The organism is Achromobacter sp. Root565, from assembly GCF_001427425.1.
GTDB classification, from domain to species: domain Bacteria; phylum Pseudomonadota; class Gammaproteobacteria; order Burkholderiales; family Burkholderiaceae_B; genus Achromobacter; species Achromobacter spanius_D.
Genome location: NZ_LMGO01000010.1, coordinates 80451 through 103954, shown reverse-complemented (window position 1 = coordinate 103954; position 23504 = coordinate 80451). Strand labels below are relative to the sequence as shown.

Below are 23504 nucleotides of genomic sequence, written 5' to 3'. Positions count from 1 at the left end.
GGCCGGAGGGCCTACGATGACGAATACCGATTTCTCGACCCGCGCTGAGCAATTGCGCGCCCGCAACGAAACGCTGGCGGCGTCGCAACCCGGGCTGCGCGCCCGCAACCTTGCGGAAGCGCTGGGCGTGTCCGAGGCCGAGTGGGTGGCCGCGGGCTGTGGCGGCGTGAAGGCGACGGCGCTGCATGGCACGCCGCAGGAGATCTTCCGCGAACTGGGCACGCTGGGTGAAGTGATGGCGCTCACGCGCAACGACTGGTGTGTGCACGAGCGTCACGGCATGTATGAGGACATCCAGGCCGACGGTCCGGTAGGCCTGGTGCTGGGACCGGACATCGACCTGCGCGTGTTCTTCACCGCGTGGAAGTCGGCCTGGGCGGTTGAGCAGGATGGCCGCCAAAGCCTGCAGTTCTTCGACGGCGCGGGCGTGGCGGTGCACAAGGTCTACCGCACCGACGGCACGGATGCCGCCGCGTGGGACGCGCTGGTCGCGCGGTTTGCGGGCGAGTCGCAGTGGCCGGTGGCCGAAGCCTATGCGCCGTCCGCCGACGCCGAACAGGTCGAGGACGCTTCCGCCTGGCGCGAAGCGTGGCTGGGCATGAAGGACACGCACGAATTCTTCCCGCTGCTGCGCAAGTTCAAGGTGTCGCGTCTGGCGGCCCTGACGGCGGCCGGCGAAGATCTGGCGCAGCCGGTGCCCGCCGACGCGGTCGAGCGCATGCTGCAGGCGGCGTCGGAATCGGGCCTGCGCATCATGTGCTTCGTGGGCAACCGCGGCATGATCCAGATTCACTCCGGTCCGGTGCAGTCGCTGCGCCGCACGGGCCCGTGGTTCAACGTGCTGGATCCCAAGTTCAACCTGCACCTGAACACCACGGCCATCGCGTCGGCATGGGTGGTCAACAAGCCGACGACCGACGGTTGGGTCACCTCGCTGGAGGTGTACGCCAGCACGGGCGATCTGATCGTGCAGTTCTTCGGTGAACGCAAACCCGGTCAGCGGGAAATCCCGCAATGGCGCGACCTGATGGTCGGCCTGTGCAGCGCGCCGCTGGCCGCTTGAGCGCATAAGGAAACGAAAGCGATGAAGAAATGGTTGGCAGTGGCGGCATGGTTCCTGGCAGCTGGCGCACAGGCGGGCCCGCCCGAACTGGTGGTGACGCTGGGCGGCAGCGTGACCGAGATCGTGTATCAGCTCGGGCAGGGCGGCAAGCTGGTGGGAGACGATCTCTCCAGCCTGTACCCGGAGGCCGCGACCAAGCTGCCGCGCGTCGGCTATTACCGTGCGGTGCCGGTGGAGGGCGTGCTGGCGCTCAAGCCCGATCTGGTGCTGGCGTCCGAGCAGGCCGGTCCGCCCGACGCGCTCAAGCGCCTGGGTGACGTCGGCGTGCGCATCGTCACCGTGCCGGACGCGCCGTCGGTGGATTCGCTGAAGGCGCGCATCCGCAACATCGCCGAGGCGCTGGACGTGGCCCCGGCGGGCGAAACCCTGGTGACCGAGATCACCCGCGACCTGAAGGCGGTCGAGGCGATTCCGGTCACCGGCGCGCGCGCCATTCTGGTAATGAACCGCACCGGCACGCTGCAAGGCGCGGGTAGCGGCACGGCGGCCAACGAAGTCATGACGATGGCGGGTCTGGCGAACGTGCTCAAGGACCAGCAGGGCTACAAGCCGCTCTCGGCCGAAGCGGTCAGCGCGCTGGCACCGGACCTCATCGTGGTGACGCGCACTTCGCTGGAAGCGTCCGGCGGCGTGGACAAGCTGCTGGCGCTTCCTGGACTGGCGTCCACGCCCGCCGCCGCGCGCAAGCGCGTCATCGTCATGGATGACCTGCTCCTCTTGGGCATGGGCCCGCGCCTGCCGTTGGCGCTGACCGAACTCAAGCGGGAGGCGGCCGGTGTCATGGGGCGCTAGCGCAAAGCGCGTCTCCGCGCCGCTGGCGCTGGCAGTTTTGGGCGCCGCGCTGGTGGGGGTGGCGCTGGCCGCCAGCAGCAGCGGCGCGGTGCAGATTCCGCTGCGCGACATGCCCGGGCTGCTGTTCGGCGACCCCGCCGCGTCAGATGCGCTGTGGCGCAACGTGCTGATCGACATCCGGCTGCCTCGGGTGCTGTTTGCGATGGTGGCGGGCGCCGCGCTGGCCATCACGGGCGCGGCGATGCAGGCGCTGTTTCGCAATCCGCTGGCCGAGCCCGGCCTCATCGGCATTTCGGCGGGCGGCTCGCTGGGCGCGGTGGCCGCCATCGTGCTGACCTCGGGCGGTTTCTGGGTGCTGGCGCCGGCCGCCTTCGCGGGCAGCCTGCTTGCCACTTTTTGCGCGTACACGCTGGGGCGGCGCGTGCCCGGTATGGCGGGACTGCTGCTCGCGGGCATTGCCATCAACGCGGTGGCGGGCGCCATGATTGGTCTGTTCACATTCGTGGCCAATGATGCGCAATTGCGTGATCTCACTTTCTGGACGATGGGCAGCCTGGCAGGCGCCAACTGGACACTGCTGGCGTTCCTGGGGCCGTGGGTGCTGCTGATGTCGTGGTGGCTGATGCGCCAGTGGCGCGTCATGAATGCCTTGCTGCTAGGCGAGCGCGAAGCGCAGCACCTGGGCTACGCGCTCAAGCGCGTGCGCGCGCAGCTCGTGCTGGCGTGCGCACTGATCGTCGGACCACTGGTCGCCGCTACCGGCGGCATCGGCTTTGTCGGCCTGGTGGTGCCGCATCTGGTGCGCATGACGCTCGGCGCGAACCACCGCTGGCTGCTGCCCGCCTGCGTGCTGGGCGGCGCGTTGGCGCTGACGCTGGCCGACTGGCTGGCGCGTGTCGCCGTCGTGCCGGCCGAGCTGCCGATCGGGCTGGTGACCAGCCTGGTGGGCGGACCCTTTTTCTTGTGGCTGCTGGCGCGCGGCCGGAGGCACGGTTGATGCTTGCAGCCGACGATCTCGTTTTGACGCGCGGGGGCAACCGCATCCTGGACAAGGTGTCGCTGGCGGTGCGGCCCGGCGAGGTGGTGGGCCTGTTGGGCGCCAATGGGGCGGGCAAGTCGACGCTGCTGGGCGCGATGTCCGCCGAACTGACGCCCGATGCCGGCACGGTCCGTCTAGGCGATGCCGACGTGCAGCAACTGGCGCACCGCCAGCAGGCCCGCCTGCGCGCCGTGCTGCCGCAAAAGCCCGGACTCAGTTTCGATCTGGACGTGCGCGACGTGGTGGCGATGGGGGCGTACCCGTTTCCGGAACTGTCGCCCGCGCAGGTGGACGCGCTGGTGGATCAGGCGCTGGGCTGGGCCGACGTGTTGCATCTGAATGCGCGCCGCTATCCCGAGCTGTCCGGCGGCGAGCAGCAGCGCGTGCAGTTCGCACGGGTGCTGGTGCAGTGCAAGGCCGCGCGCACGCAGGGGGAACCGCGCTATCTGCTGCTGGATGAGCCCACCGCCAGCCTGGATCCCAAGCATCAGGGCGACCTCTTGCGCGTCGCGGCGGGCCTGGCCCACGACGGCGATACGGGGGTACTGGTGATCCTGCACGACATGAACCTGGCGGCGCGCTGGTGCGACCGCTTGCTCCTCTTGTGCGGCGGCCGCGGCATTGCGGCCGGCACGCCGGCAGAGGTGCTGACGCCGAAGAACCTGTTCCTGGCCTATGGCATCGACGCCTACGTCATGCCGCACCCGCTGCAGCCGGAGCGACTGCTGGTCGTCACCACATGACGGCGTGACGCCGGGCGCGGGGCCGGTAAAATGGCGGGCATTGCATTTTTCGCCAATTTTTACAGGATCCCGTGTCATGCCTACTTTTGACGTCGTCTCCGAAGTCGACAAACACGAACTGACCAACGCCGTCGACCAAGCCAACCGCGAGCTGTCCACGCGCTTCGACTTCAAGGGCACCGAAGCCAAGTTCGAACTCGAGGGCTATGTCGTGACCCAGGTCGCTTCCAGCGCGTTCCAGCTCAAGCAGATGCTGGACATTTTGCGCGGCCGCCTGTCGGCCCGCGGTATCGACGTGCGCTGCCTGGACGTGGCCGACCCGCTCGAAAACCTGGGCGGCGCGCGCCAGAAGGTCACCATCAAGCAGGGCATCGAACAGCCCGTGGCCAAGAAGCTCATCGCCGCCATCAAGAACGCCAAGCTCAAGGTCGAATCGCAGATCAACGGTGACAAGCTGCGCATCTCAGGCAAGAAGCGCGACGATCTGCAAACCGCCATCGCGCTGCTGAAAAAGACCGACGTCGAGCTGCCGCTGCAGTTCGAAAACTTCCGCGACTAAGCCGCGCGAGCCGCACAGATGGGGCATTCCAGCGAACTGCTCCTTGTCGTTGAACTTGCGCGCGCGGGCGGCATGTCGGCCGCGGCGCGTGAGCTTGACGTCACGCCCGCCGCCGTCAGCAAGCGGCTGGCGCAGATCGAGGCGCGTCTTGGCGTGCGGCTCTTTAACCGCAGTACCCGGCGCCTGAGCCTCACCGCCGAGGGCGAGGTCTATCTTGAGAACGCCCGGCGCATCCTGGGCGAAATCGACGATCTGGACGCGCTCATCGCCAGCCGTCAGGCGGCCCCGCGCGGCCTGCTCAAGGTCAATGCGCCGCTGGGATTCGGCCGCAGCTACATCGCGCCCGCCATCGCGGAGTTCGCGCAGCAGTATCCCGAGGTCTCGCTGCAATTGCAGCTGACCGACCGGCCGGCCGACTTCGTGCGCGAGGCCTTCGACGTCGCCGTGCGCTTTGGTGATTTGCCGGACACGAGTCTCATCGCCCGCAAGATCGCGCCCAACCGGCGCCTGGTCTGCGCGTCGCCCGGCTACCTGAAAAAGCATGGCACGCCGGCCACGCCGCACGACCTGGCGCGGCACCAGTGCATCGTGCTGCGCCAGAACGAGGCCGCCTATGGCCTGTGGCGGTTCACCAAGGGCCGGCGCAGCGAAACCGTGAAAGTGCGCGGCAACCTCAGCAGCAATGATGGGGAGGTCACGCTGACCTGGGGACTGGCCGGCCTGGGCATTCTGCAGCGCGCGGAATGGGACCTGGCACGTTACCTGCGCAGCGGCCGGCTGGTGCAGGTGCTAGAGGACTACGCGTTGCCGCAGGCGGACATCTACGCCGTCTTTCCCGAACGGCACCACCTGTCCGCCAAGGTGCGGGTGTTTGTGGACTTCCTGGTGGCGTACTTTGGCGAGGGGTCGGAAGGGCGGTGGTGACGAGGCCGCTGACCGGCCGCGCTCACGACGTCCACAGGTGCTGCGCCGCGTAGGCGCGCCACGGCCGCCAGGCCTCGGACCGCGCCAGAAGCTGTGCGGGCGTGTAGGGCCGCGACTCCAGTTTTTCCAGCGCGCGGATCAGGCCGATATCCGCATGCGGAAACGCATCCGGCTCGCGCAACTGACGCAGCGCTATGTATTGCGCCGTCCATTCCCCCACGCCCCGTATCGTGCGCAGCCGCCGCACGGCGTCTTCCAGATCGGCGGCGGCGTCAAAGAGATGCGGGTCCGCGACGGCTGCCGCAGCCACAGCGGACAGCGTCGCGGCGCGGCTGCGCGGCATGCCCAGCGAGGCCAGTTGGGCGGCGGCCACCGCCTCCGGCTCGGGGAACACGTGCGTCAGCGCGCCGTCCGGCTGCGCCAGCGGCTTGCCATGCGCCGCGACCAGCTTGCCGGCCAGCCGGATGGCCGCGGCCACCGTGATCTGCTGTCCCAGCACCGCCCGCATGGCCAGTTCAAACCCGTCCCACGCGCCCGGCACGCGCAGCCCCGGCCGCGCCTGCATCAACGCCGTCATGATCGGATCCGCCGCAAACTGCGCCGCGATTGCCGCCGGGTCGCTGGCCAGATCGAACACGCGGCGTAAACGCGCGATGATCGCCGGCAGCGACTGCAGGCGAGGAAAGCGCACCGTCACTTGAAGCGCGTCGCCCGCGCCCGGCCGGACCGTGACCGTGCCCTGCACGCCGTCCAGGCTGACGGTGCGCGCATAGGTGTCGCCAATCACAGACTCGACGCCGGGGATGGCGCGCAGCCGCAGGAAGGCCAGCATGGCGTCCCAGTCGTAGGGCGGGCGGTAGCGCAGGAGCAGTTTGATTTCCCCATCTTGGCCCGCCGGCACCTCCGGCTTGCCTGAACGCCGTAGTTCGCCGGGCGCCCGGCCGAACAGGTCCAGAAACACCTCGTTGAACCGGCGGATGCTGCCGAAACCCGCGGCAAACGCGATCTCGGCCATGGGCAACTGCGTTTCATGGATGAGCTGCTTGGCCAGCAGCACGCGCCGCGTCTGCGCAAACGCGACGGGCGAGGCGCCCAGGTGCTGACGGAACTGGCGGCGCAACTGCCGCTCGCCGACGCCCAGGCGCTGCGCCAGCGCATCGACACCTGCCTCGTCCAGCGCGCCCAGCTCGATGCGCTGCAACGCGCGCGCCACGCTGGCCGGCAACTCATGGCCAGGGCCGACCTCCGGTGCGGTTTCCGGCCGGCAGCGCAGACAAGGGTGGAAACCGGCTTCCTGCGCGGCCGCAGCCGTCGTGAAGAACGTGACGTTTTTCGACAGGGGCGTGCGCGCCGGACAGACCGGGCGGCAATAGATGCGGGTGGTCTTGACGGCCGTGAAGAAGCGGCCGTCGTAACGGGCGTCGCGCACCTGGATGGCGCTGTAGCAGGCATCGTGGTTCAGGTTCATGAAGCGATGCTACCGCCCTCCGGCGGGCAAGATCTAGCGGTTTTCGGACAGGGTTGTGAATGTCACACTGCTGTCCGAAAACCGCCAGCGCCCGGTCCGGCGGCGGGTCTATATTGGCGGCTTGCACACCTATCCGGAGCGACATCATGCCGGTACACACTTTTTTGCTGGAACGCGTGCCCACGCCCATCGGCCGGATGCTCGTGCTGACGGATGCGCAGGACCGCCTGCGCGCCGTGGACTGGGAAGACTACGAACCCCGCATGCACCTGCTGTTGCAGCGGCAGTATGGCCGGGGCGTGGTGCAACTGCAGGACGCTTCGCAGCCCTCGCAGGCAAGCCGCGCGCTGCAAGCGTATTTCGACGGCGACGTGGACGCCATCACGGATCTTCCGGTCGCCTTCGGCGGCACGCCATTCCAGCAGCAGGTCTGGCACGCGCTGCGCGGCATCGACGGCGGCTGCACCGTCAGCTACGGCACGCTTGCGGCGCGGATTTCCCGGCCGACTGCCGTGCGCGCGGTCGGGCTGGCCAATGGCGCCAATCCCGTGGGCATCGTCATCCCCTGCCATCGCGTGATCGGCGCCAACGCCGCGCTGACGGGCTACGGCGGCGGTCTGCACCGCAAGCGCTGGCTGCTGGCGCACGAGGCCGGCTGGCGCAGCGCGCAGCCGCCGACCCATTCCGCACTTTCAACTGCAGGTTGAAAATGTTGTGAATTTGGGCGCGTGCGCTGCGCGCCGCGCTCGGTACAGTGCCAGCAGACTCATCCGCACGGAGCGCTGGCACCATGAAGACCTATCGTATTGCAACCATTCCCGGCGACGGCATCGGCAAGGAAGTGATTCCCGCCGGCCAGCGCGTCATGCAGGAACTCGCGGCCCAGGGCGGTCTGCGGTTCGAATTTGAAGATTTCGACTGGGGCGGCGACTACTACCGCAAGCATGGCGTCATGATGCCGTCCGACGGGCTGGACGCGCTGCGCGACAAGGACGCGATCCTGTTCGGCTCGGCCGGCGATCCCGACATCGCCGACCACATCACCTTGTGGGGCCTGCGCCTGAAGATCTGCCAGGGTTTCGACCAGTACGCCAACGTGCGTCCCACGCGCATCCTGCCGGGCATCGACGCGCCGCTCAAGCGCTGCACGCCCGAGCAACTGAATTGGGTGATCGTGCGCGAGAACTCCGAAGGCGAGTACTCGGGCGTCGGCGGCCGCGTGCATCAAGGCCATCCCATCGAGGCCGCGACCGACGTGTCGATCATGACGCGCGCCGGCGTCGAGCGCATCCTGCGCTTCGCATTCAAGTTGGCGCAGTCGCGGCCACGCAAGCTGCTGACGGTCGTCACCAAGTCCAACGCGCAGCGCCATGCCATGGTGATGTGGGATGAAATCGCCGTGCAGGTCAGCCGCGAATTCCCCGATGTGACCTGGGACAAGGAACTGGTCGACGCCGCCACCGCCCGCATGGTCAACCGGCCCGCGACCTTGGACACCATCGTTGCCACCAACCTGCATGCGGACATCCTGAGCGACCTGGCGGCCGCGCTGGCGGGCAGCCTGGGCATCGCGCCGACCGGCAACATCGACCCCGAACGCCGCTATCCGTCCATGTTCGAACCCATTCACGGCTCCGCCTTCGACATCATGGGCAAGGGACTCGCCAATCCGGTCGGGACGTTCTGGTCGGTGGTGATGCTGCTTGAGCACCTGGGCGAAACCGAAGCGGCAGCACGGCTGATGCAGGCCATCGAAAGCGTCACCGCCGATCCCGCGCTGCACACCGGAGACCTGGGTGGCCGCGCCACGACCGAGCAGGTGACCAAGGCGGTCTGCGCGAAGCTGGCGGAATCGGCGCAGGCGAAGGCGGCGTAGCGGGATTCCGGGCGCAGACACCGTGCACCGATGTCGGTGTCTGACACCCTGGGGAGAGGATGGTCGGCTTGGCGCAGTGCTTCAGCGGGTGTCAGACACCTGGCGATGAGTGTTTCAACGCATGCGTAGGTGTCTGACACCCTATTGAGAAAATGGTCGGCTTGGCGCAGTGTTTCAACGGGTGTCAGACACCTGGAGATACGACATTGGCAGCCCCCCGGCGCAGGTACGAGGACTTCAGATCCGACGCCTGCGCCCGGCATCACAACAACAAGCGAAGTTCATTCGTAGTCAGGAGACAAATCATGCATAAGAAAGCGATGACCGCGCGCGCCTTGGCGTTCGCCTGCCTGATCGGCGTTTCGTTCGCGGGCGGCGCGCAGGCGCAGTCCTATCCCGCGCGTCCTGTGAACCTGATCGTGCCGTTTCCGGCTGGCGGCACGACGGATGTGCTGGCGCGTGCGCTGGGACAGGAATTGGCCAAGAGCCTGGGCCAACCGGTAGTGGTCGAGAACAAGCCCGGCGCCGGTTCGACGCTGGGCGCGGATTATGTCGCCAAGGCCGCGCCCGACGGCTACACGCTACTGATGGGCGCGGTTCATCACACCATCGCCACCAGCGTCTACAAAAGCCTGCACTACGACTTCCAGAAGGACTTCGCGCCGGTCACCACGGTGGCGCTGGTGCCCAACGTGCTGGTCGTCAATCCGAAGGTGCAAGCCAAGGACGTGGCGTCGCTGTTGAAACTGGCGCAGGCTTCGCCCGGCAAGCTGACCTACGGCTCCAACGGCATGGGCACGGGGCAGCACCTGATCGGCGCGCAGTTCGAACGCGCGGGCCATGTGCAGTTGCTGCATGTGCCGTACAAGGGCAGCGGACCGTTGACCACCGATCTGCTGGGCGGTCAGATCGACATGTCGTTCGACACCATCACGCCGGTGCTCGCACACATCCAGAGCGGCAAGCTGCGCGCGCTGGCCGTCACCACCAACCAGCGCTCGGCCGCGCTGCCGGACGTGCCGACGATGGAAGAGGCCGGCCTGAAGCCCTTCAACATGGGCACGTGGTTCGGCGTGCTGGCGCCGGCGGCGGCGCCCAAGGAGGTGGTCGACCGGCTGAATGCCGAGATGGTGAAGATCATCCGTTCGCCGGACTTCACGCGCCGCATGGCCGAGATCGGCGCGGTGCCGATCGGCGATACGCCCGCGGAGATGAAGGCGCGCATCGGCGCGGATACCGCGAATTACGCGAAGCTGGTCAAGGAAGCGAAGGTCGCGGTGAATTGAGGCGGCAAGGCGGGGAAGGGCACGGCCTTCGCGGCCGCTGCCGCCCCGGGCGTCGCGTCCGCCGTCACGCCCGAATCCATCCTCGCGCAATCGGCAGGGCCAGCACCTTGCGATACAAGCCCTGCGTCACGGCGGTCAACGGTGCGCCCGCACGGCGCCAGACGGGAATCGTAACGGCGGCGGCAACAGGCGCCAGCAGCAACCCGCCCGCGATATCCAGCGGAAAATGCACGCCCAGATAGACGCGCGACGTTCCCACGAGCACGGCGCCCGCCAGCGCCAGCCAGCCCCATCCGGCCCAGCGCCGGTCCAGGATCAGCGCAAAGGCGAAGGTCGCGATGATGATCGTGTGATTGCTGGGAAAGGACGAGGTGGCCTTGTGCGTGAAAAACGCGTGCCCCAGACCGGCGACGAAGGGCCGCGGATGCGGCCACAGCACGCCGCACAGATAACTGACGCCCAGCGCCACGGTAATGCTGGCCAACGCCTTGAGCATCAGGCTGCGCTGGGCTTCCTTGCCCCATAGCCATACGATGGCCATGACGCCGGGCACCAGCAGGATGAGCTTGTTCGCCACCAGCATGGCGGCGTGGATCTGCCAGACCGGCGTGGCGGGGGCGGCGTTGATCAGTAGAAATAGGGACTGGTTGAGGGCTTCCAGGGAATTCATGACACGTCATCGCGCTGTAATAACTTGCTTGCTGCGATGGTAGTTCGACTTCCCTTCAGTTTCCTTGCAGAGGCGGCGAATTGGCCTTCCGAATGGGCTTTTTTGTATGCGATATGGGCGATTCGCCAAAACTTCACCAAAGACCGTGAATTCCGATTCCGTTGCCCACAAATGCGGCGACGTTAGCCCCTGTTTTGCGGGCCAGGATCATGGCTATAGAGTGGTCGGCCGGTTGGAATTTCAATAGCGCAGCGTAAAGAATCGCTGCCCCTTCGTCGTTGCCAAGTCTGAGTTGCGCGCCCGCGTCTACTTCTGGATGCGATTGCCTTGCGCGTCGATAACCGGCTCGCCACTTTCCTTCGAGAAGGCACCCTTCTGCGGCGACGGAAGGATGTCCAGCACCAGCTCACACGGCCGGCACAGCTTCGCGCCCAGCGGCGTCGACACAAAGGGGCGGTTCAGAAGGATCGGATGCTGTTCGATCGCATCCAGCAGCGCGTCATCCGACAGCGACGTGTCGTCCAGGCCGAGTTCCGCATAGGGCGTGCCCTTTTCGCGCAGCGCGTCACGCACGCTGATGCCAGCCTGCTTGAACAGCGCCTTGAGCGTGTCGCGCGAAGGCGGCGTTTCCACGTACAGCACGACCTGCGGCTCGATGCCGGCATTGCGGATCAGGCCCAGCGTGTTGCGGGAGGTGCCGCATTTGGGGTTGTGATAGATGGTGACGTCGGACAAGAGGGCTCCTGTTTTGGGTTTGGCGCAATGCAAAACCGGAGCATAGTCCATTCGCGGCGCCGTACCGTGGCCCGGCGCCAAGCATCACACCGACAGATGACGCCGCACGTCCTCGCCGTCTATGGCATCGCGCCCGCCGCTTGCCACCACTTCACCGCGCGACAGCACCACGAACTGATCCGCGAGTTCGCGCGCGAAATCGAAATACTGTTCGCACAACAGGATCGCGATGTCGCCGCGCTGGCGCAGCATGTGGATAACCCGCGCGATGTCCTTGATGATGGACGGCTGGATGCCTTCGGTGGGCTCGTCCAGGATGATGAGCTTGGGTTCGGCCACCAGCGCCCGCGCGATGGCCAACTGCTGCTGTTGCCCCCCCGATAGATCGCCGCCGCGCCGCGACAGCATGCTTTTCAGCACCGGGAACAGCTCGAAGACTTCCTCCTTGATGCGGCGTGCGCGGGCCGCGGGCTTGGTCGCCATGCCCATCAGGATGTTTTCTTCGACCGTCAGCCGCGCGAAGATGTCGCGGCCTTGCGGCACATAGGCCATGCCGCGCGCGGCGCGCTGGTGCGGCGCGAGGCGGGTGATGTCGGCGCCGTCGAAGGCGATACCGCCGCGCGCCACGGGCAGCACGCCCATGACGCACTTGAGCAGGGTGGTCTTGCCCACGCCATTGCGGCCCAAGAGCGCCAGGCACTCGCCTTGCCGCACCGACAGCGACACGCCGCGCAGGGTGTGGCTGCCGCCGTAGTATTGGTCGATCGTGCTTACGTCCAGCATGTTCAGCGCCCCAGATAGACTTCGATCACGCGCGGGTCGGCCTGCACGCGGCTCATCGGGCCTTCGGCCAGCACCGACCCCTCGTGCAGCACCGTCACCTTGCCATCGCCCGCGATCTGGTTCACGAAGTCCATGTCGTGTTCCACCACCATCAGGGAATGCCGGCCACGCAATTCGTTCAAGAGTTCGCCGGTGCGTTCGGTCTCGGCGTCGGTCATGCCGGCCACGGGTTCGTCCAGCAGCAGCAACTGCGGCTCCTGCATCAGCAGCATGCCGATCTCCAGCCACTGCTTCTGACCGTGAGACAAGAGGCCAGCGGGCCGCCAGACCTCGGGCCGCAGCCGGATCAGGTCGAGCGTCTCGCCGATCCGGTCGGCCTGTTCGCCGGACAGCCGCGAGAACAGGGTGGGGCGGACGCGCTTGTCCGTCTTCATCGCCAGCTCCAGGTTCTCGAACACCGTGTGCTGCTCGAACACCGTGGGGCGCTGGAACTTGCGGCCGATACCCGCGTGCGCAATCTGCGCCTCGCTCAGCGTCGTCAGGTCGATGCTCTGGCCGAAGTAGGCCGTGCCCGCCGTGGGCCGCGTCTTGCCGGTGATAACGTCCATCATCGTGGTCTTGCCCGCACCGTTCGGCCCGATGATGCAGCGCAGTTCGCCCACGCCGATGTCCAGCGTCAGGTCGTTCAGCGCCTTGAAGCCGTCGAAGCTGACCGTGATGCCTTCCAGGTACAGGATGGCGCCGTGGCTGGTGTCCAGGCCCTTGGGGCTGACGCGGCCATAGCCGGCGTCGCCGCTCGGGCCGCCGTCCAGCGTTGCCGATTCGGTGTGCGTGGTGGTCATGCCTTCTTCTCCTGGATGCGGGCCGCGATGCGGCGGGCAAGACCGACGATGCCGGTTGGCAGGAACAGGGTCACCAGCACGAAGATGAGGCCCAGCGCATATAGCCAGTATTCCGGCAGCACGCTGGTGAACCAGGTCTTCAGCCCGTTGACGGCGCCCGCGCCGATGATGGGACCGATCAGCGTGCCGCGCCCGCCGGTCGCCACCCAGATGACCATCTCGATGGAGTTTTCGGTGGACATCTCGCCGGGATTGATGATGCCGACCTGCGGCACGTACAGCGCGCCGGCGATGCCGCAAAGCAAGGCCGACAGCGTCCACACGAACAGCTTGAAGCCCAGCGGGTCGTAGCCGATGAAGCGCACGCGGCTTTCGGCGTCGCGCACGGCGGTCAGCACACGGCCCAGCTTGCTTTGCGTAACCATGCGCGCCACGATCAGCGCGCCGGCCAGCGCCGCGAGCGTCACCCAGTACAGCGTGGCGCGTGTGCCCGGCGCGGTGATGTCAAAGCCCAGGATGCGCTTGAAGTCGGTAAAACCGTTGTTGCCGCCAAAGCCCGTGTCGTTGCGAAAGAACAGCAGCATCGCGGCAAAGGTCAGCGCCTGCGTGATGATCGAGAAGTACACGCCCTTGATGCGCGAGCGGAAGGCAAAGTAGCCGAAGACGAAGGCCAGCACGCCGGGCACCAGCACCACCAGCAGCATCGCGTACCAGAAGTGTTCCGTGAAGGACCAGTACCAGGGGTAGGTCTTCCAGTCCAAAAACACCATGAAGTCCGGCAGGTCGCTTTGGTAGACGCCGTCGCGGCCGATGGCGCGCATCAGATACATGCCGTGCGCGTAGCCGCCCAGCGCAAAGAACAGGCCGTGGCCCAGCGACAGGATGCCCGCGTAGCCCCACACGAGATCCAGCGCCAGCGCCGCCATGGCGTAGCACATGAACTTGCCCAGCAACGCCACGGCATAGGCGGACACATGCAGCGCATGGCCGGGCGGGAACCACAGGTTCATCAGCGGCAGAAGGGCCAGCAGGACGACGCCCGCGGCCAGCGCGGCCCACACCCGGCCCGAGAAGATCGGGCGGCGCGCCAGCAGGGTGAGGTCGGTCAGCGCGTTCTGTTTCATTCGACGCTCCGGCCCTTGGGGGCGAACAGGCCTTGCGGCCGCTTTTGGACAAACAGCACGATGAGCACCAGGATGGTGATCTTGGCCATGACAGCTCCCGCGTAAGGCTCCAGGAATTTATTCACGCCGCCCAGGCCCAGTGCGGCGATGACGGTGCCGGCAAGCTGGCCCACGCCGCCCAGCACTACCACCATGAACGAGTCGACGATGTAGCCGCGGCCCAGATCCGGTCCCACGTTGCCCAGTTGGGACAGCGCCACGCCCGCCAGCCCGGCGATGCCGGAGCCCAGGCCGAAGGCCAGCATGTCGACGCGGCCGGTGGGCACGCCCACGCAATCGGCCATGCGCCGGTTCTGCGTGATGGCGCGCACGAAGAGGCCAAGCCGCGTGTGGTTCAGCAGGGCCCACACCAGAAACACCACAAAGAAGGCAAAGCCGATGATGACGAGCCGGTTGTACGTCAGCACCAGCCCGCCCAGCACGGTCACGCCGCCCGACATCCAGCTGGGGTTGCCGACCTCCACGTTCTGCGCGCCGAACAGCGACCGCACGCCCTGCATCAGCATCAGGCTGATGCCCCAGGTGGCCAGCAGCGTTTCAAGCGGGCGGCCATATAGCCAGCGGATTACCGTGCGTTCCAGCGCCATGCCCACCAGCGCCGTCACCACGAAGGCAAGCGGCAGCGCGGCCACGACATACCAGTCCAGCCATCCCGGTAGCCAGGCGCGGAACACGGTCTGCACCACGTATGTAACGTAGGCGCCGATCATCAGCAGCTCGCCGTGCGCCATGTTGATGACGCCCATCAGGCCGAAGGTGATCGCAAGGCCCAGCGCGGCCAGCAGCAGCACGCTGCCCAGGCTGACGCCGTAGAAGAGATTGCCGGCCCATTCGATCGTGGCCAGGTGCCGGTCGATCTGCTTCACTGCGTTGGCGGCCGCCTCGCGCACGCCGGCATCAGTTTCCGCGTAGGCGCCGTCGCGCTCCTGCGTCAGCGCCGCCAGCGTCGGCCGGAAGGCAGCATTCTTCGTGTCGCCCAGCACCTGCACCGCGTGGCGGCGCTTGGCGGCGTCTTCGCTTTTCAGTTCCAGATTGGCCTGCGCGATCAGCAGCGCGCCGCGCACGGCCTCGTTCTTTTCCGCCGCCAGCGCCTTGTCGAGCATGGGCAGGCGCGCGGGGTCGCCGGTCTGCTGCAGCCGCCGGGCCGCGGCGAGGCGCTCGTTGGCGTTGTCGGAAAACAGGCGGGAACCCGCCAGCGCGGCCTCGATGGCGCGGCGCAGGCGGTTGTTGATGGAGATGGTGCCCGCGCCGGCGGGCAGGTCCACCACAGCCCCGGTGGTCGGATCGGTGGCGCGCGGCCCGCCGGTGCCGATCAGCACGCGGCCGTCGGCGGTGGCGTAGAGCTGGTCGTTGCCCAGCGCCTGCAGTACCGCTGCGGCGCCGGGGTCCGGCAGTTGGCCCAGCGCGGCAATCGCTTGCAGCCTGGCGTCGGTGTCGTCGCCGGCCAGCGGCGCAAGCAGGGCCTGGTCCACGCCGGCGGCGGCCGCGGGAGCGGCCAGCGCCGGCACGGCGATCAGCCATGCCAGGAGGAAACGACGCAAGAAGTGTGCGATTGCCGCGATGCGCATGGCTGCCTTTTCCTTGGGGCGGGTTGAGACTGGGGACTAGAGACCTTGCTTGCCTTCGTTGCCCGGGATGTACGGACTCCAGGGCTGGGCGCGGATCGGACCCTTGCTCTTCCACACCACGCTGAACTGGCCGTCCGCCTTGATCTCGCCGATGTAGACGGGCTTGTGCAGGTGGTGGTTGGTCTTGTCCATCTCGATCGTGTAGCCGTCCGGCGCGTTGAACTTCTGCCCGCCCATCGCGGCGATGACCTTGTCCACGTCGGTGGTCTTGGCCTGTTCAACGGCCTGCTTCCACATATGGATGCCGATGTAGGTGGCTTCCATCGGATCGTTCGTCACGACCGTGTTGGCGTTGGGCAGGTTCTTGGCCTTGGCGTAGGCCTTCCACTTTGCGATGAACGCGTCGTTGACGGGGTTCTTGACGGACTGGAAGTAATTCCACGCGGCCAGGTGGCCGACCAGCGGCTTGGTGTCCACGCCGCGCAGTTCCTCTTCGCCCACGCTGAACGCCACAACCGGCACGTCGGTGGCCTTCAGGCCCGCGTTGCCGAGCTCCTTGTAGAAGGGCACGTTCGAGTCGCCGTTGATGGTCGAGATCACGGCCGTCTTGCCGCCGGTGGCGAACTTCTTGATGTTCGCGACGATGGTCTGGTAGTCGGAGTGGCCGAACGGGGTGTAGACCTCGTCGATGTCGCTGTCCTTCACGCCCTTGGAATGCAGGAAGGCGCGCAGGATCTTGTTGGTGGTGCGGGGGTAGACGTAATCCGTGCCCAGCAGCACGAAGCGCTTGGCGCCGCCGCCGTCTTCGCTCATCAGGTATTCCACGGCGGGAATGGCTTGCTGGTTGGGCGCCGCGCCCGTGTAGAACACGTTCTTCTCCAGCTCTTCGCCTTCGTACTGCACGGGGTAGAACAGCAGACCGTTCAGCTCCTTGAACACCGGCAGCACCGACTTGCGCGACACCGACGTCCAGCAGCCGAAGACCACGGCCACCTTGTCCTGCGACAGGAGCTGGCGCGACTTCTCGGCAAACAGCGGCCAGTTCGACGCGGGGTCGACGATCACGGCCTCGAGCTTCTTGCCCATCACGCCGCCGTTGGCGTTGATCTCTTCGATGGTCATCAGGGCCACGTCCTTGAGTGACGTTTCCGAGATGGCCATCGTGCCCGACAGCGAATGCAGGATGCCGACCTTGATGGTGTCCTCGGCGGCGTGGACCTGCGGCATCCATCCGGTCATGGCCAAGAGGCTCGCGGCGGTCAGTTGCTTAAGGGCTAGTCTGCGTTTCATGGTGACTCCTGGATGGAAGGTGCCGGCCTGGCCGGCGAGAGAACGTTCTGAAAAAGCAGTCGCACAGGGAGTCAAAAGCAAAACGCGTGCCAAGTTCTGGCAGGCATGCGGCTGCTGTATGAAGCGGGCGGGTTTACGCGAAGGCGTGTGGCGATGGCTGCGCCGCGCGGGCGTGATCAGAACGGTGCCGGCTGCACAGAATCGGTGCGCGATGCGCGCGATGATGGTGCGGCGTGCACGCCGCAGCCATCGCATGCGAAGGCCGCGGGCGCGCGGTCCTGCCGCGTTTCAGAGGGAAAGCGCCGCGCGCCGCCAACATGGCACGCACTTTGCTTGGGAATCCGTACTTGTATACAAGAAAGGATTCCAGCATGAATGCCGCAGCAACGCAGAAGCACTCCGCCGGTTGGACGATCGCGCAATGGCAGGCCGCCTACCGTGACGGTGCGCAGCCTGAAGGCTTGTTGGCCGGCTACGCGGCCGCCCCGGACGACGCGGAGGACAACGCCTGGATACGGCGCGTGGACTGCGTGCAGCTAGACGAACAACTCGATGGTCTGCGCCTGCTGCTGGCCGCGGCAGGGGGCGACATCTCGCGCCTGCCGCTGTATGGCGTGCCTTTCGCCATCAAGGACAACATCGATGCGGCGGGCTGGCCCACGACCGCGGCGTGCCCCGAGTTCGCGTACACGGCGCAGGAAGATGCGACCGTCGTGCGGCGTCTGCGCGCGGCCGGCGCCATCCTGATCGGCAAGACCAATCTGGACCAGTTCGCGACCGGCCTGGTGGGCACGCGCTCGCCGCATGGCGCCGTGGCCAACACGTTTGATCCCGCCTACGTCAGCGGCGGCTCCAGCTCCGGCTCCGCGTCGGTGGTTGCGCGCGGCATCGCGGCGTTTTCGCTAGGCACCGATACGGCGGGCTCCGGCCGCGTGCCGGCCGGCTTCAACAATATCGTCGGGCTCAAGCCGACCAAGGGTTGGCTCAGCACCGCAGGCGTGGTGCCCGCGTGCCGCACGCTCGATTGCGTGTCGATCTTTGCGCTGACCGTGGACGACGCCGACAAGGTGGCGCAGGTGGCGGGCGGTTTTGATGACGCAGATCCGTATTCGCGCGCCATGCCGGCGGGCGCGTCGCTGCCGTGGCCGAAGGCGCCGCGCCTGGCCGTGCCCGCGTCGCTGGAATTCTTTGGCGACACGCAGGCCGCCGCCGTGTTCGACGACGCGGTGCGTGCTTTGCGCGCGGATGGCGCCCAGGTCGAGCCCATCGACTTCGCCCCGTTCAGCGAACTGGCCGCGCTGCTGTACCAAGGACCGTGGGTGGCTGAACGCTTTGCCGCGGTGGAAGCGTTGTGGAACGAAAACCCTGGCGCCATCAATCCGGTGGTGCGCGGCATCGTCGAGCAGGCCGCGAACTACAGCGCGCTGGACGCGTTCAAGGCCGAGTACCGGCGCGCCGAGCTGACCCGCCAGATCCATCGCGCGCTGGAAGGCTTTGACGCGCTGGTCGTGCCGACCTCGCCGTCCATCTACACCATCGCCCAGCTTGAGGCAGACCCGGTCACGCTCAATTCCCGCCTGGGTGTCTACACCAACTTCGCCAATCTGGCCGATCTGTCCGCGCTGGCCGTGCCGGCCGGCATGCGCGCCGATGGGCTGCCGTCCGGCATCACGCTGATCGGCCTGGCGTGGCAGGACCGCGCGCTGGCGCAGTTCGGCAAGCAATGGCAGGCGCGGCGCGGGCTGCCGTTGGGCGCGACCGGCATGCCGCTGCCCGCGCTGGCGACGGATGGCGCACCGTCCGCGGACACCGTGCGCGTGGCGGTCGTGGGCGCGCATCTGACCGGCATGCCGCTCAACCATCAACTGACGTCGCGTCACGCGGTGTTTGTCGAAAAGACGGCGACGGCGGGCGACTACCGCCTCTTCGCGCTGGCCAACACGACGCCGCCCAAGCCGGGGCTGGTGAAGATGGAAAGCGGCGCCGCCATCGAGGTCGAGCTTTGGGACGTGCCGGTGACGGCGTTCGGCGCGTTCGTGGCCGAGATCCCCGCGCCGCTGGGCATCGGCACGCTGGAGCTGGCGGACGGCCGGCTGGTCAAGGGCTTTATCTGCGAACCGCGCGGCCTGGACGGCGCGCGCGACATCACCTCGTTCGGCGGCTGGCGCGCCTACCTGGCCAGCGTGAACGCCGCCGCCCGCTGACTACCCGCTACCCATCCGATAACCCCGCCCTCACATCAGGGAGTCGCACCGTGTTCGATACCGTTCTGATTGCAAACCGCGGCGAAATCGCCGTCCGCGCCATCCGCACCCTCAAGCGGCTGGGCATCCGCAGCGTGGCCGTCTATTCCGATCCGGACCGCAATGCCGCGCACGTGCGCGAGGCCGATGTGGCTGTGGCGCTGGGCGGCGAGAAGGCGGCCGACAGCTACCTGCGCATGGACCTGCTGCTGGCCGCCGCGCGCGAACAGGGTGCGCAGGCGATCTACCCCGGCTATGGCTTTCTGTCTGAAAGCGCCGAGTTCGCCGACGCCTGCGAGGCCGCGGGCGTCGCCTTTGTCGGTCCCACGCCCCTGCAGATCCGCGAGTTCGGCCTGAAGCACCGTTCGCGCGAGCTGGCTGCCGAGGCCGGTGTGCCGATGACGCCGGGCACCGGACTCCTGTCCAGCCTGGGCGAGGCGTTGTCGCAGGCCGAGCGCATCGGTTATCCGGTGATGCTCAAGAGCACGGCGGGCGGCGGCGGCATTGGTCTCTCGCGCTGCGAGAACGAGGCGGAGCTGACCGTGGCGTTCGACAGCGTGCAGCGCATGGGCGAGCACTTCTTTCGCGATGGCGGCGCGTTCATCGAACGCTATGTGGACAACGCGCGGCACGTCGAGGTGCAGATATTTGGCGACGGCGCGGGCCGCGTGCTGGCGCTGGGCGAACGCGACTGCTCGGTGCAGCGCCGCAACCAGAAGGTCATCGAGGAAACCCCCGCGCCGCAGTTGCCGGCCGCCACGCGCGCCGCGCTGCTGGAGGCCGCCGTCAAGCTGGGCGAATCGGTGAACTACCGCTCCGCCGGCACCGTGGAGTTCATCTACGATCCGGCGCGCGACAGCTTCTATTTCCTGGAGGTGAACACGCGCCTGCAGGTCGAGCATCCGGTGACCGAAGCTGTCACCGGCCTGGATCTGGTGGAGTGCATGTTGCGTGTGGCAGCAGGCGAGCCGCTGGATTTCACGGCGATGTCGCGCGCGCCGCAGGGCGCATCCATTGAAGTGCGCCTGTACGCCGAGGATCCGCTGCGTCAGTTCCAGCCTTCGCCCGGCGTGTTGACCGAGGTGTCGTTCCCTGAGGGCGTGCGCGTCGACGGCTGGGTCGAGACCGGCACGGACGTGCCCGCGTTTTACGACCCGATGCTGGCCAAGCTGATCGTGCATGCGGACACGCGCGAGGCCGCGCTGGACAAGCTGGCCGACGCGCTGGCGCGCACGCGGCTGCACGGCATTGCGACCAACCTGGATTACCTGCGCCAGATCGTGGCCGACGCGCGCTTTCGCGCGGGGCAGCTGTCCACGCGCTTTTTGGAAAGCTTTACGTACCGCCCCGCGGCGATCGAGGTCGTGGAAGCCGGCACCTACACCAGCGTGCAGGATTATCCCGGCCGCGCGGGCTACTGGGACATCGGCGTGCCGCCGTCCGGTCCCATGGACGACTACGCGTTTCGCGTCGCCAACCGCATCGTCGGCAACGCGCCCGATGCGGCCGGTATCGAGACCACGCTGGTCGGGCCCACGCTGCGCTTTCACGGCGACGCCGTCGTGGCGTTGACCGGCGCATCGTGCGCCGCAACGCTGGACGGCGAGCCGGTGCCGATGTGGCAGCCGATCTTCGTGAAGTCGGGGCAGGTGTTGGCCACAGGCCGCGCACTGTCGGGTTGCCGAAGCTACCTGGCGGTACGCAACGGCCTGGACGTGCCGCTCTACCTAGGCAGCCGGTCCACGTTTGCGCTGGGCCAGTTTGGCGGGCATGCCGGCCGCACGCTGCGCGTGGGCGACATGCTGCCCGTGATCCGCCCCGAGCTGGCGGGCGCCAACGCCGCCCCGCCCGAAACCCTGCCGCAGGCCGCGCCCGCGGCACTGATCCCCGAGTACGGCAGCACCTGGGAGATCGGCGTGCTGTACGGGCCGCATGGCGCGCCAGATTTCTTCCTGCCGGAGGCCATCGACGCTTTCTTCGCGACCGACTGGGAGGTTCACTACAACTCCAATCGCCTGGGCGTGCGCCTGATCGGACCCAAGCCCACCTGGGCGCGCGAAAACGGCGGCGAGGCGGGGCTGCACCCGTCCAACATCCACGATTGCGAGTACGCGATCGGCAGCATCAACTTCACGGGCGACAGCCCCGTGATCCTGACGCGCGACGGCCCCAGCCTGGGCGGCTTCGTCTGCCCGGTCACGATTGCCCGCGCCGAACTGTGGAAGGTGGGGCAGGTCAAGCCCGGTGACCGCATCCGCTTCGTGCGCATCGACTACCCGCAGGCCGTGGCGCTGGAGGCCGCGCAGGACCGCCGTATTGCCGACCTGGCGCCGGCGGTTCCCGCTGCGACCGAACCGGCGCCCGTGCCCGCGACCGTCTCCGAGACCATCGTGGCCGCGCTGCCCGCCGAAGGATCGCGCCCGTCGGTGTCGTACCGGCAGGCGGGCGACGGCTACCTGCTGCTGGAATACGGCGACAACGTGCTGGACCTGGCGCTGCGCATGCGCATCCACCTGCTGATGGAAGCGTTGCACGCCAACCCCGTGGCCGGCGTGCTGGAACTGTCGCCGGGCGTGCGTTCGCTGCAGATCCGCTACGACAGCCGCGTGATCCTGCAGGGCGCGCTCATCGCAAAGCTGCTGAAGATCGAGGAAGGGCTGGCCGACGTCGCCACGCTGAAGGTGCCCACGCGCGTCGTCTACCTGCCCATGGCCTTCGAAGACAGCGCCACGTTGGGCGCGGTGCAGCGCTATCAGGAGACCGTGCGGGCCAGCGCGCCCTGGCTGCCGAACAACGTGGACTTCATCCAGCGCATCAACGGCCTGGATTCGCGCGACGAGGTGCGCCGCATCGTCTTTGACGCCAGTTATCTCATCATGGGCCTGGGCGACGTCTACCTGGGCGCGCCGTGCGCGGTGCCGATCGACCCGCGCCACCGCCTGCTGACGTCCAAGTACAACCCGGCGCGCACCTTTACCGCCGAGGGCACGGTGGGTATCGGCGGCGTCTACATGTGCATCTACGGCATGGATTCGCCCGGCGGCTATCAATTGGTGGGACGCACGCTGCCCATCTGGAACAAGTTCCTGAAGAACCCCGTGTTCCAGGACGGCAAGCCATGGCTGCTGCGCTTTTTCGATCAGGTGCGGTTCTATCCCGTCACCGAGGCGGAACTGGACGTGCTGCGCGAGGACTTCCGGGAAGGCCGCGCCACGGTCCGCATCGAAGAAGAGATGTTCGACTTCGCGGCGCATCAGCGCTTTGTGGCCGAGCAGGCGGATAGCATTGCGGCTTTCCAGGCGCGCCAGAAGACGGCCTTCGATGCCGAGGTGGCGCTGTGGAAGAACGAGGACGTGGCGTTGGAGGCGCACGCCGCGCAGCCCGAGGCCGAGACCGTGCTGCGCGACGGCGAACGTCTGGTCAGCGCCGACATGTGCGGCAACATCTGGAAGATCCCGGTCCAGGTGGGGCAGAGCGTGTCGGCCGGCGACACGCTGGTGGTGGTCGAGGCCATGAAGATGGAGCTGTCCGTCATCGCGCCGGCGTCAGGCACGGTGTCCGCGATCCGCTGCGTGCCCGGCAAGCCGGTCAACGCGGGCGATCCGCTCGTCGTGATCACCGAAGACGCCACGTGCGTCGTGACCGGATGATGCGGCTGGAAGCCGTCCAGGCGGGCCCGGCCATCCGTCCGTCGCCGGCGCTGGCCGGCTCGCTGGCCGACCAGGTCTACCAGCGCATCAAGGACGACCTGTTCGGCTTCCGGATGCTGCCCGGCGAACGCTTCACCGAGGCCGATCTGGTGGCGCGGCTGGGAGTGAGCCGCACGCCGGTACGGCTGGGCCTGGCGCGGCTGGAACGCGAAGGGTTTGTGCTGGCACGGCCGCGCAGCGGCTGGCAGGTGCGGCCCTTCGACTTCGAGCGCTTCGAGGCGTTGTACGACGTGCGCGTGGTGCTGGAACTGGCGGCGGTGGACAAGCTGTGCGCGCGGCAGGACATGGATCAGGCCGGGATGCTGGGCGCATTGACCGACGTGTGGCTGGTGCCGCCTTCGCAGCGCATTCTGGACGGCCGGCTGGTGGGGCAACTGGACGAGGCGTTTCATTGCGCGCTGGTGGCCGCAGCCGGCAATCCCGAGATGGCGCAGATCCACCGCGACGTGACGGAAAAGATCCGCATTGTGCGGCGGCTGGATTTCACCAAGGACTTCCGTGTGGATGCCACCTATGACGAACACGCGGCCATCCTGCGCGCGGTGCTGGCGCGCCGCACCGACGAGGCTGCGCGCCTGCTGCGGTCCCATATCGACATGAGCAAGGCCGAGGTACGCAAGATCACGCTGCACATGCTGCACGAAGCGCGGGCGCGCGCCGGTTGAAAGG

General features: G+C 67.4%; 20 protein-coding genes. 12 read left to right on the top strand and 8 right to left on the bottom strand.

The features are described from left to right. Positions 1-16 precede the first annotated feature (16 nt). The 6 genes from ASD71_RS27200 (at position 17) to ASD71_RS27175 (ending at position 5180) form a co-directional block, all read left to right on the top strand. Positions 17-1063, top strand: a complete 1047-nt coding sequence (locus ASD71_RS27200) for a hemin-degrading factor (RefSeq protein WP_056571874.1) — start codon at positions 17-19, stop codon at positions 1061-1063. Between the two features lie 21 nt (positions 1064-1084). Continuing rightward, on the top strand, positions 1085-1915 hold the full coding sequence (locus tag ASD71_RS27195; RefSeq protein ID WP_056571871.1) for a hemin ABC transporter substrate-binding protein: 831 nt from the start codon (positions 1085-1087) through the stop codon (positions 1913-1915). Between the two features lie 22 nt (positions 1916-1937). Further along, a complete protein-coding gene (locus tag ASD71_RS27190) occupies positions 1938-2912 on the top strand; it encodes a FecCD family ABC transporter permease (RefSeq protein ID WP_369819011.1) in 975 nt (324 codons plus the stop codon). Beyond that, the gene (locus tag ASD71_RS27185) at positions 2912-3697 is read left to right on the top strand and encodes a heme ABC transporter ATP-binding protein (protein WP_082579085.1); all 786 of its coding nucleotides are present in this window, start codon (positions 2912-2914) and stop codon (positions 3695-3697) included. The genes ASD71_RS27190 and ASD71_RS27185 overlap by 1 nt, the downstream gene beginning before the upstream one ends. Positions 3698-3773: 76 nt before the next feature. Beyond that, positions 3774-4256 (top strand): YajQ family cyclic di-GMP-binding protein, encoded by a 483-nt coding sequence (locus tag ASD71_RS27180; RefSeq protein WP_056571865.1) that lies wholly within the window; start codon positions 3774-3776, stop codon positions 4254-4256. 18 nt (positions 4257-4274) lie between these two features. Then, positions 4275-5180, top strand: coding sequence for a LysR family transcriptional regulator (locus ASD71_RS27175; protein ID WP_056571861.1), 906 nt, complete (start codon positions 4275-4277; stop codon positions 5178-5180). Between the two features lie 22 nt (positions 5181-5202). Here the strand turns inward: ASD71_RS27175 and ASD71_RS27170 are convergent, their stop codons facing one another. Then, positions 5203-6648, bottom strand: coding sequence for an AlkA N-terminal domain-containing protein (locus ASD71_RS27170; protein ID WP_056571858.1), 1446 nt, complete (start codon positions 6646-6648; stop codon positions 5203-5205). Between the two features lie 146 nt (positions 6649-6794). On the opposite strand from ASD71_RS27170, the gene ASD71_RS27165 reads away from it, so the two are divergent. The 3 genes from ASD71_RS27165 (at position 6795) to ASD71_RS27155 (ending at position 9810) form a co-directional block, all read left to right on the top strand. Further along, a complete protein-coding gene (locus ASD71_RS27165; protein ID WP_082579084.1) occupies positions 6795-7355 on the top strand; it encodes a methylated-DNA--[protein]-cysteine S-methyltransferase in 561 nt (186 codons plus the stop codon). A gap of 83 nt (positions 7356-7438) precedes the next feature. Beyond that, positions 7439-8524 carry a tartrate dehydrogenase gene (locus ASD71_RS27160; RefSeq protein WP_056571855.1) on the top strand — a complete coding sequence of 362 codons (1086 nt, stop codon included), beginning with the start codon at positions 7439-7441 and terminating at the stop codon, positions 8522-8524. A gap of 305 nt (positions 8525-8829) precedes the next feature. After that, positions 8830-9810, top strand: a complete 981-nt coding sequence (locus ASD71_RS27155; RefSeq protein WP_056571853.1) for a tripartite tricarboxylate transporter substrate binding protein — start codon at positions 8830-8832, stop codon at positions 9808-9810. Between the two features lie 64 nt (positions 9811-9874). Here the strand turns inward: ASD71_RS27155 and ASD71_RS27150 are convergent, their stop codons facing one another. From ASD71_RS27150 to urtA, 7 genes are all read right to left on the bottom strand, one after another. Next, on the bottom strand, positions 9875-10480 hold the full coding sequence (locus ASD71_RS27150; protein ID WP_056571850.1) for a phosphatase PAP2 family protein: 606 nt from the start codon (positions 10478-10480) through the stop codon (positions 9875-9877). A 306-nt stretch (positions 10481-10786) separates the two neighbouring features. Beyond that, positions 10787-11215, bottom strand: coding sequence for an arsenate reductase (glutaredoxin) (gene arsC, locus ASD71_RS27145; RefSeq protein ID WP_056571847.1), 429 nt, complete (start codon positions 11213-11215; stop codon positions 10787-10789). An 84-nt stretch (positions 11216-11299) separates the two neighbouring features. Continuing rightward, positions 11300-11998, bottom strand: coding sequence for an urea ABC transporter ATP-binding subunit UrtE (gene urtE / locus ASD71_RS27140; protein WP_056571844.1), 699 nt, complete (start codon positions 11996-11998; stop codon positions 11300-11302). A gap of 2 nt (positions 11999-12000) precedes the next feature. Beyond that, a complete protein-coding gene (gene urtD, locus ASD71_RS27135; RefSeq protein WP_056571840.1) occupies positions 12001-12840 on the bottom strand; it encodes an urea ABC transporter ATP-binding protein UrtD in 840 nt (279 codons plus the stop codon). Beyond that, positions 12837-13964, bottom strand: coding sequence for an urea ABC transporter permease subunit UrtC (gene urtC / locus ASD71_RS27130; RefSeq protein ID WP_056571837.1), 1128 nt, complete (start codon positions 13962-13964; stop codon positions 12837-12839). Before urtC ends, urtD begins: the two co-directional genes overlap by 4 nt. Further along, entirely contained in the window at positions 13961-15592 is a 1632-nt protein-coding gene (urtB, locus tag ASD71_RS27125) for an urea ABC transporter permease subunit UrtB (protein ID WP_056571834.1), read from the bottom strand. Before urtB ends, urtC begins: the two co-directional genes overlap by 4 nt. A 36-nt stretch (positions 15593-15628) precedes the next feature. Then, a complete protein-coding gene (gene urtA / locus ASD71_RS27120) occupies positions 15629-16882 on the bottom strand; it encodes an urea ABC transporter substrate-binding protein (RefSeq protein ID WP_056571831.1) in 1254 nt (417 codons plus the stop codon). A 371-nt stretch (positions 16883-17253) separates the two neighbouring features. On the opposite strand from urtA, the gene atzF reads away from it, so the two are divergent. From atzF to ASD71_RS27105, 3 genes are read left to right on the top strand one after another with little or no spacing between them, the layout of a single operon-like run. Then, entirely contained in the window at positions 17254-19086 is a 1833-nt protein-coding gene (atzF, locus tag ASD71_RS27115; RefSeq protein ID WP_056571828.1) for an allophanate hydrolase, read from the top strand. A 50-nt stretch (positions 19087-19136) separates the two neighbouring features. Then, on the top strand, positions 19137-22775 hold the full coding sequence (gene uca / locus ASD71_RS27110) for an urea carboxylase (RefSeq protein WP_056571824.1): 3639 nt from the start codon (positions 19137-19139) through the stop codon (positions 22773-22775). After that, positions 22772-23500 (top strand): GntR family transcriptional regulator, encoded by a 729-nt coding sequence (locus ASD71_RS27105; protein WP_082579083.1) that lies wholly within the window; start codon positions 22772-22774, stop codon positions 23498-23500. Before uca ends, ASD71_RS27105 begins: the two co-directional genes overlap by 4 nt. Positions 23501-23504 lie beyond the last annotated feature (4 nt).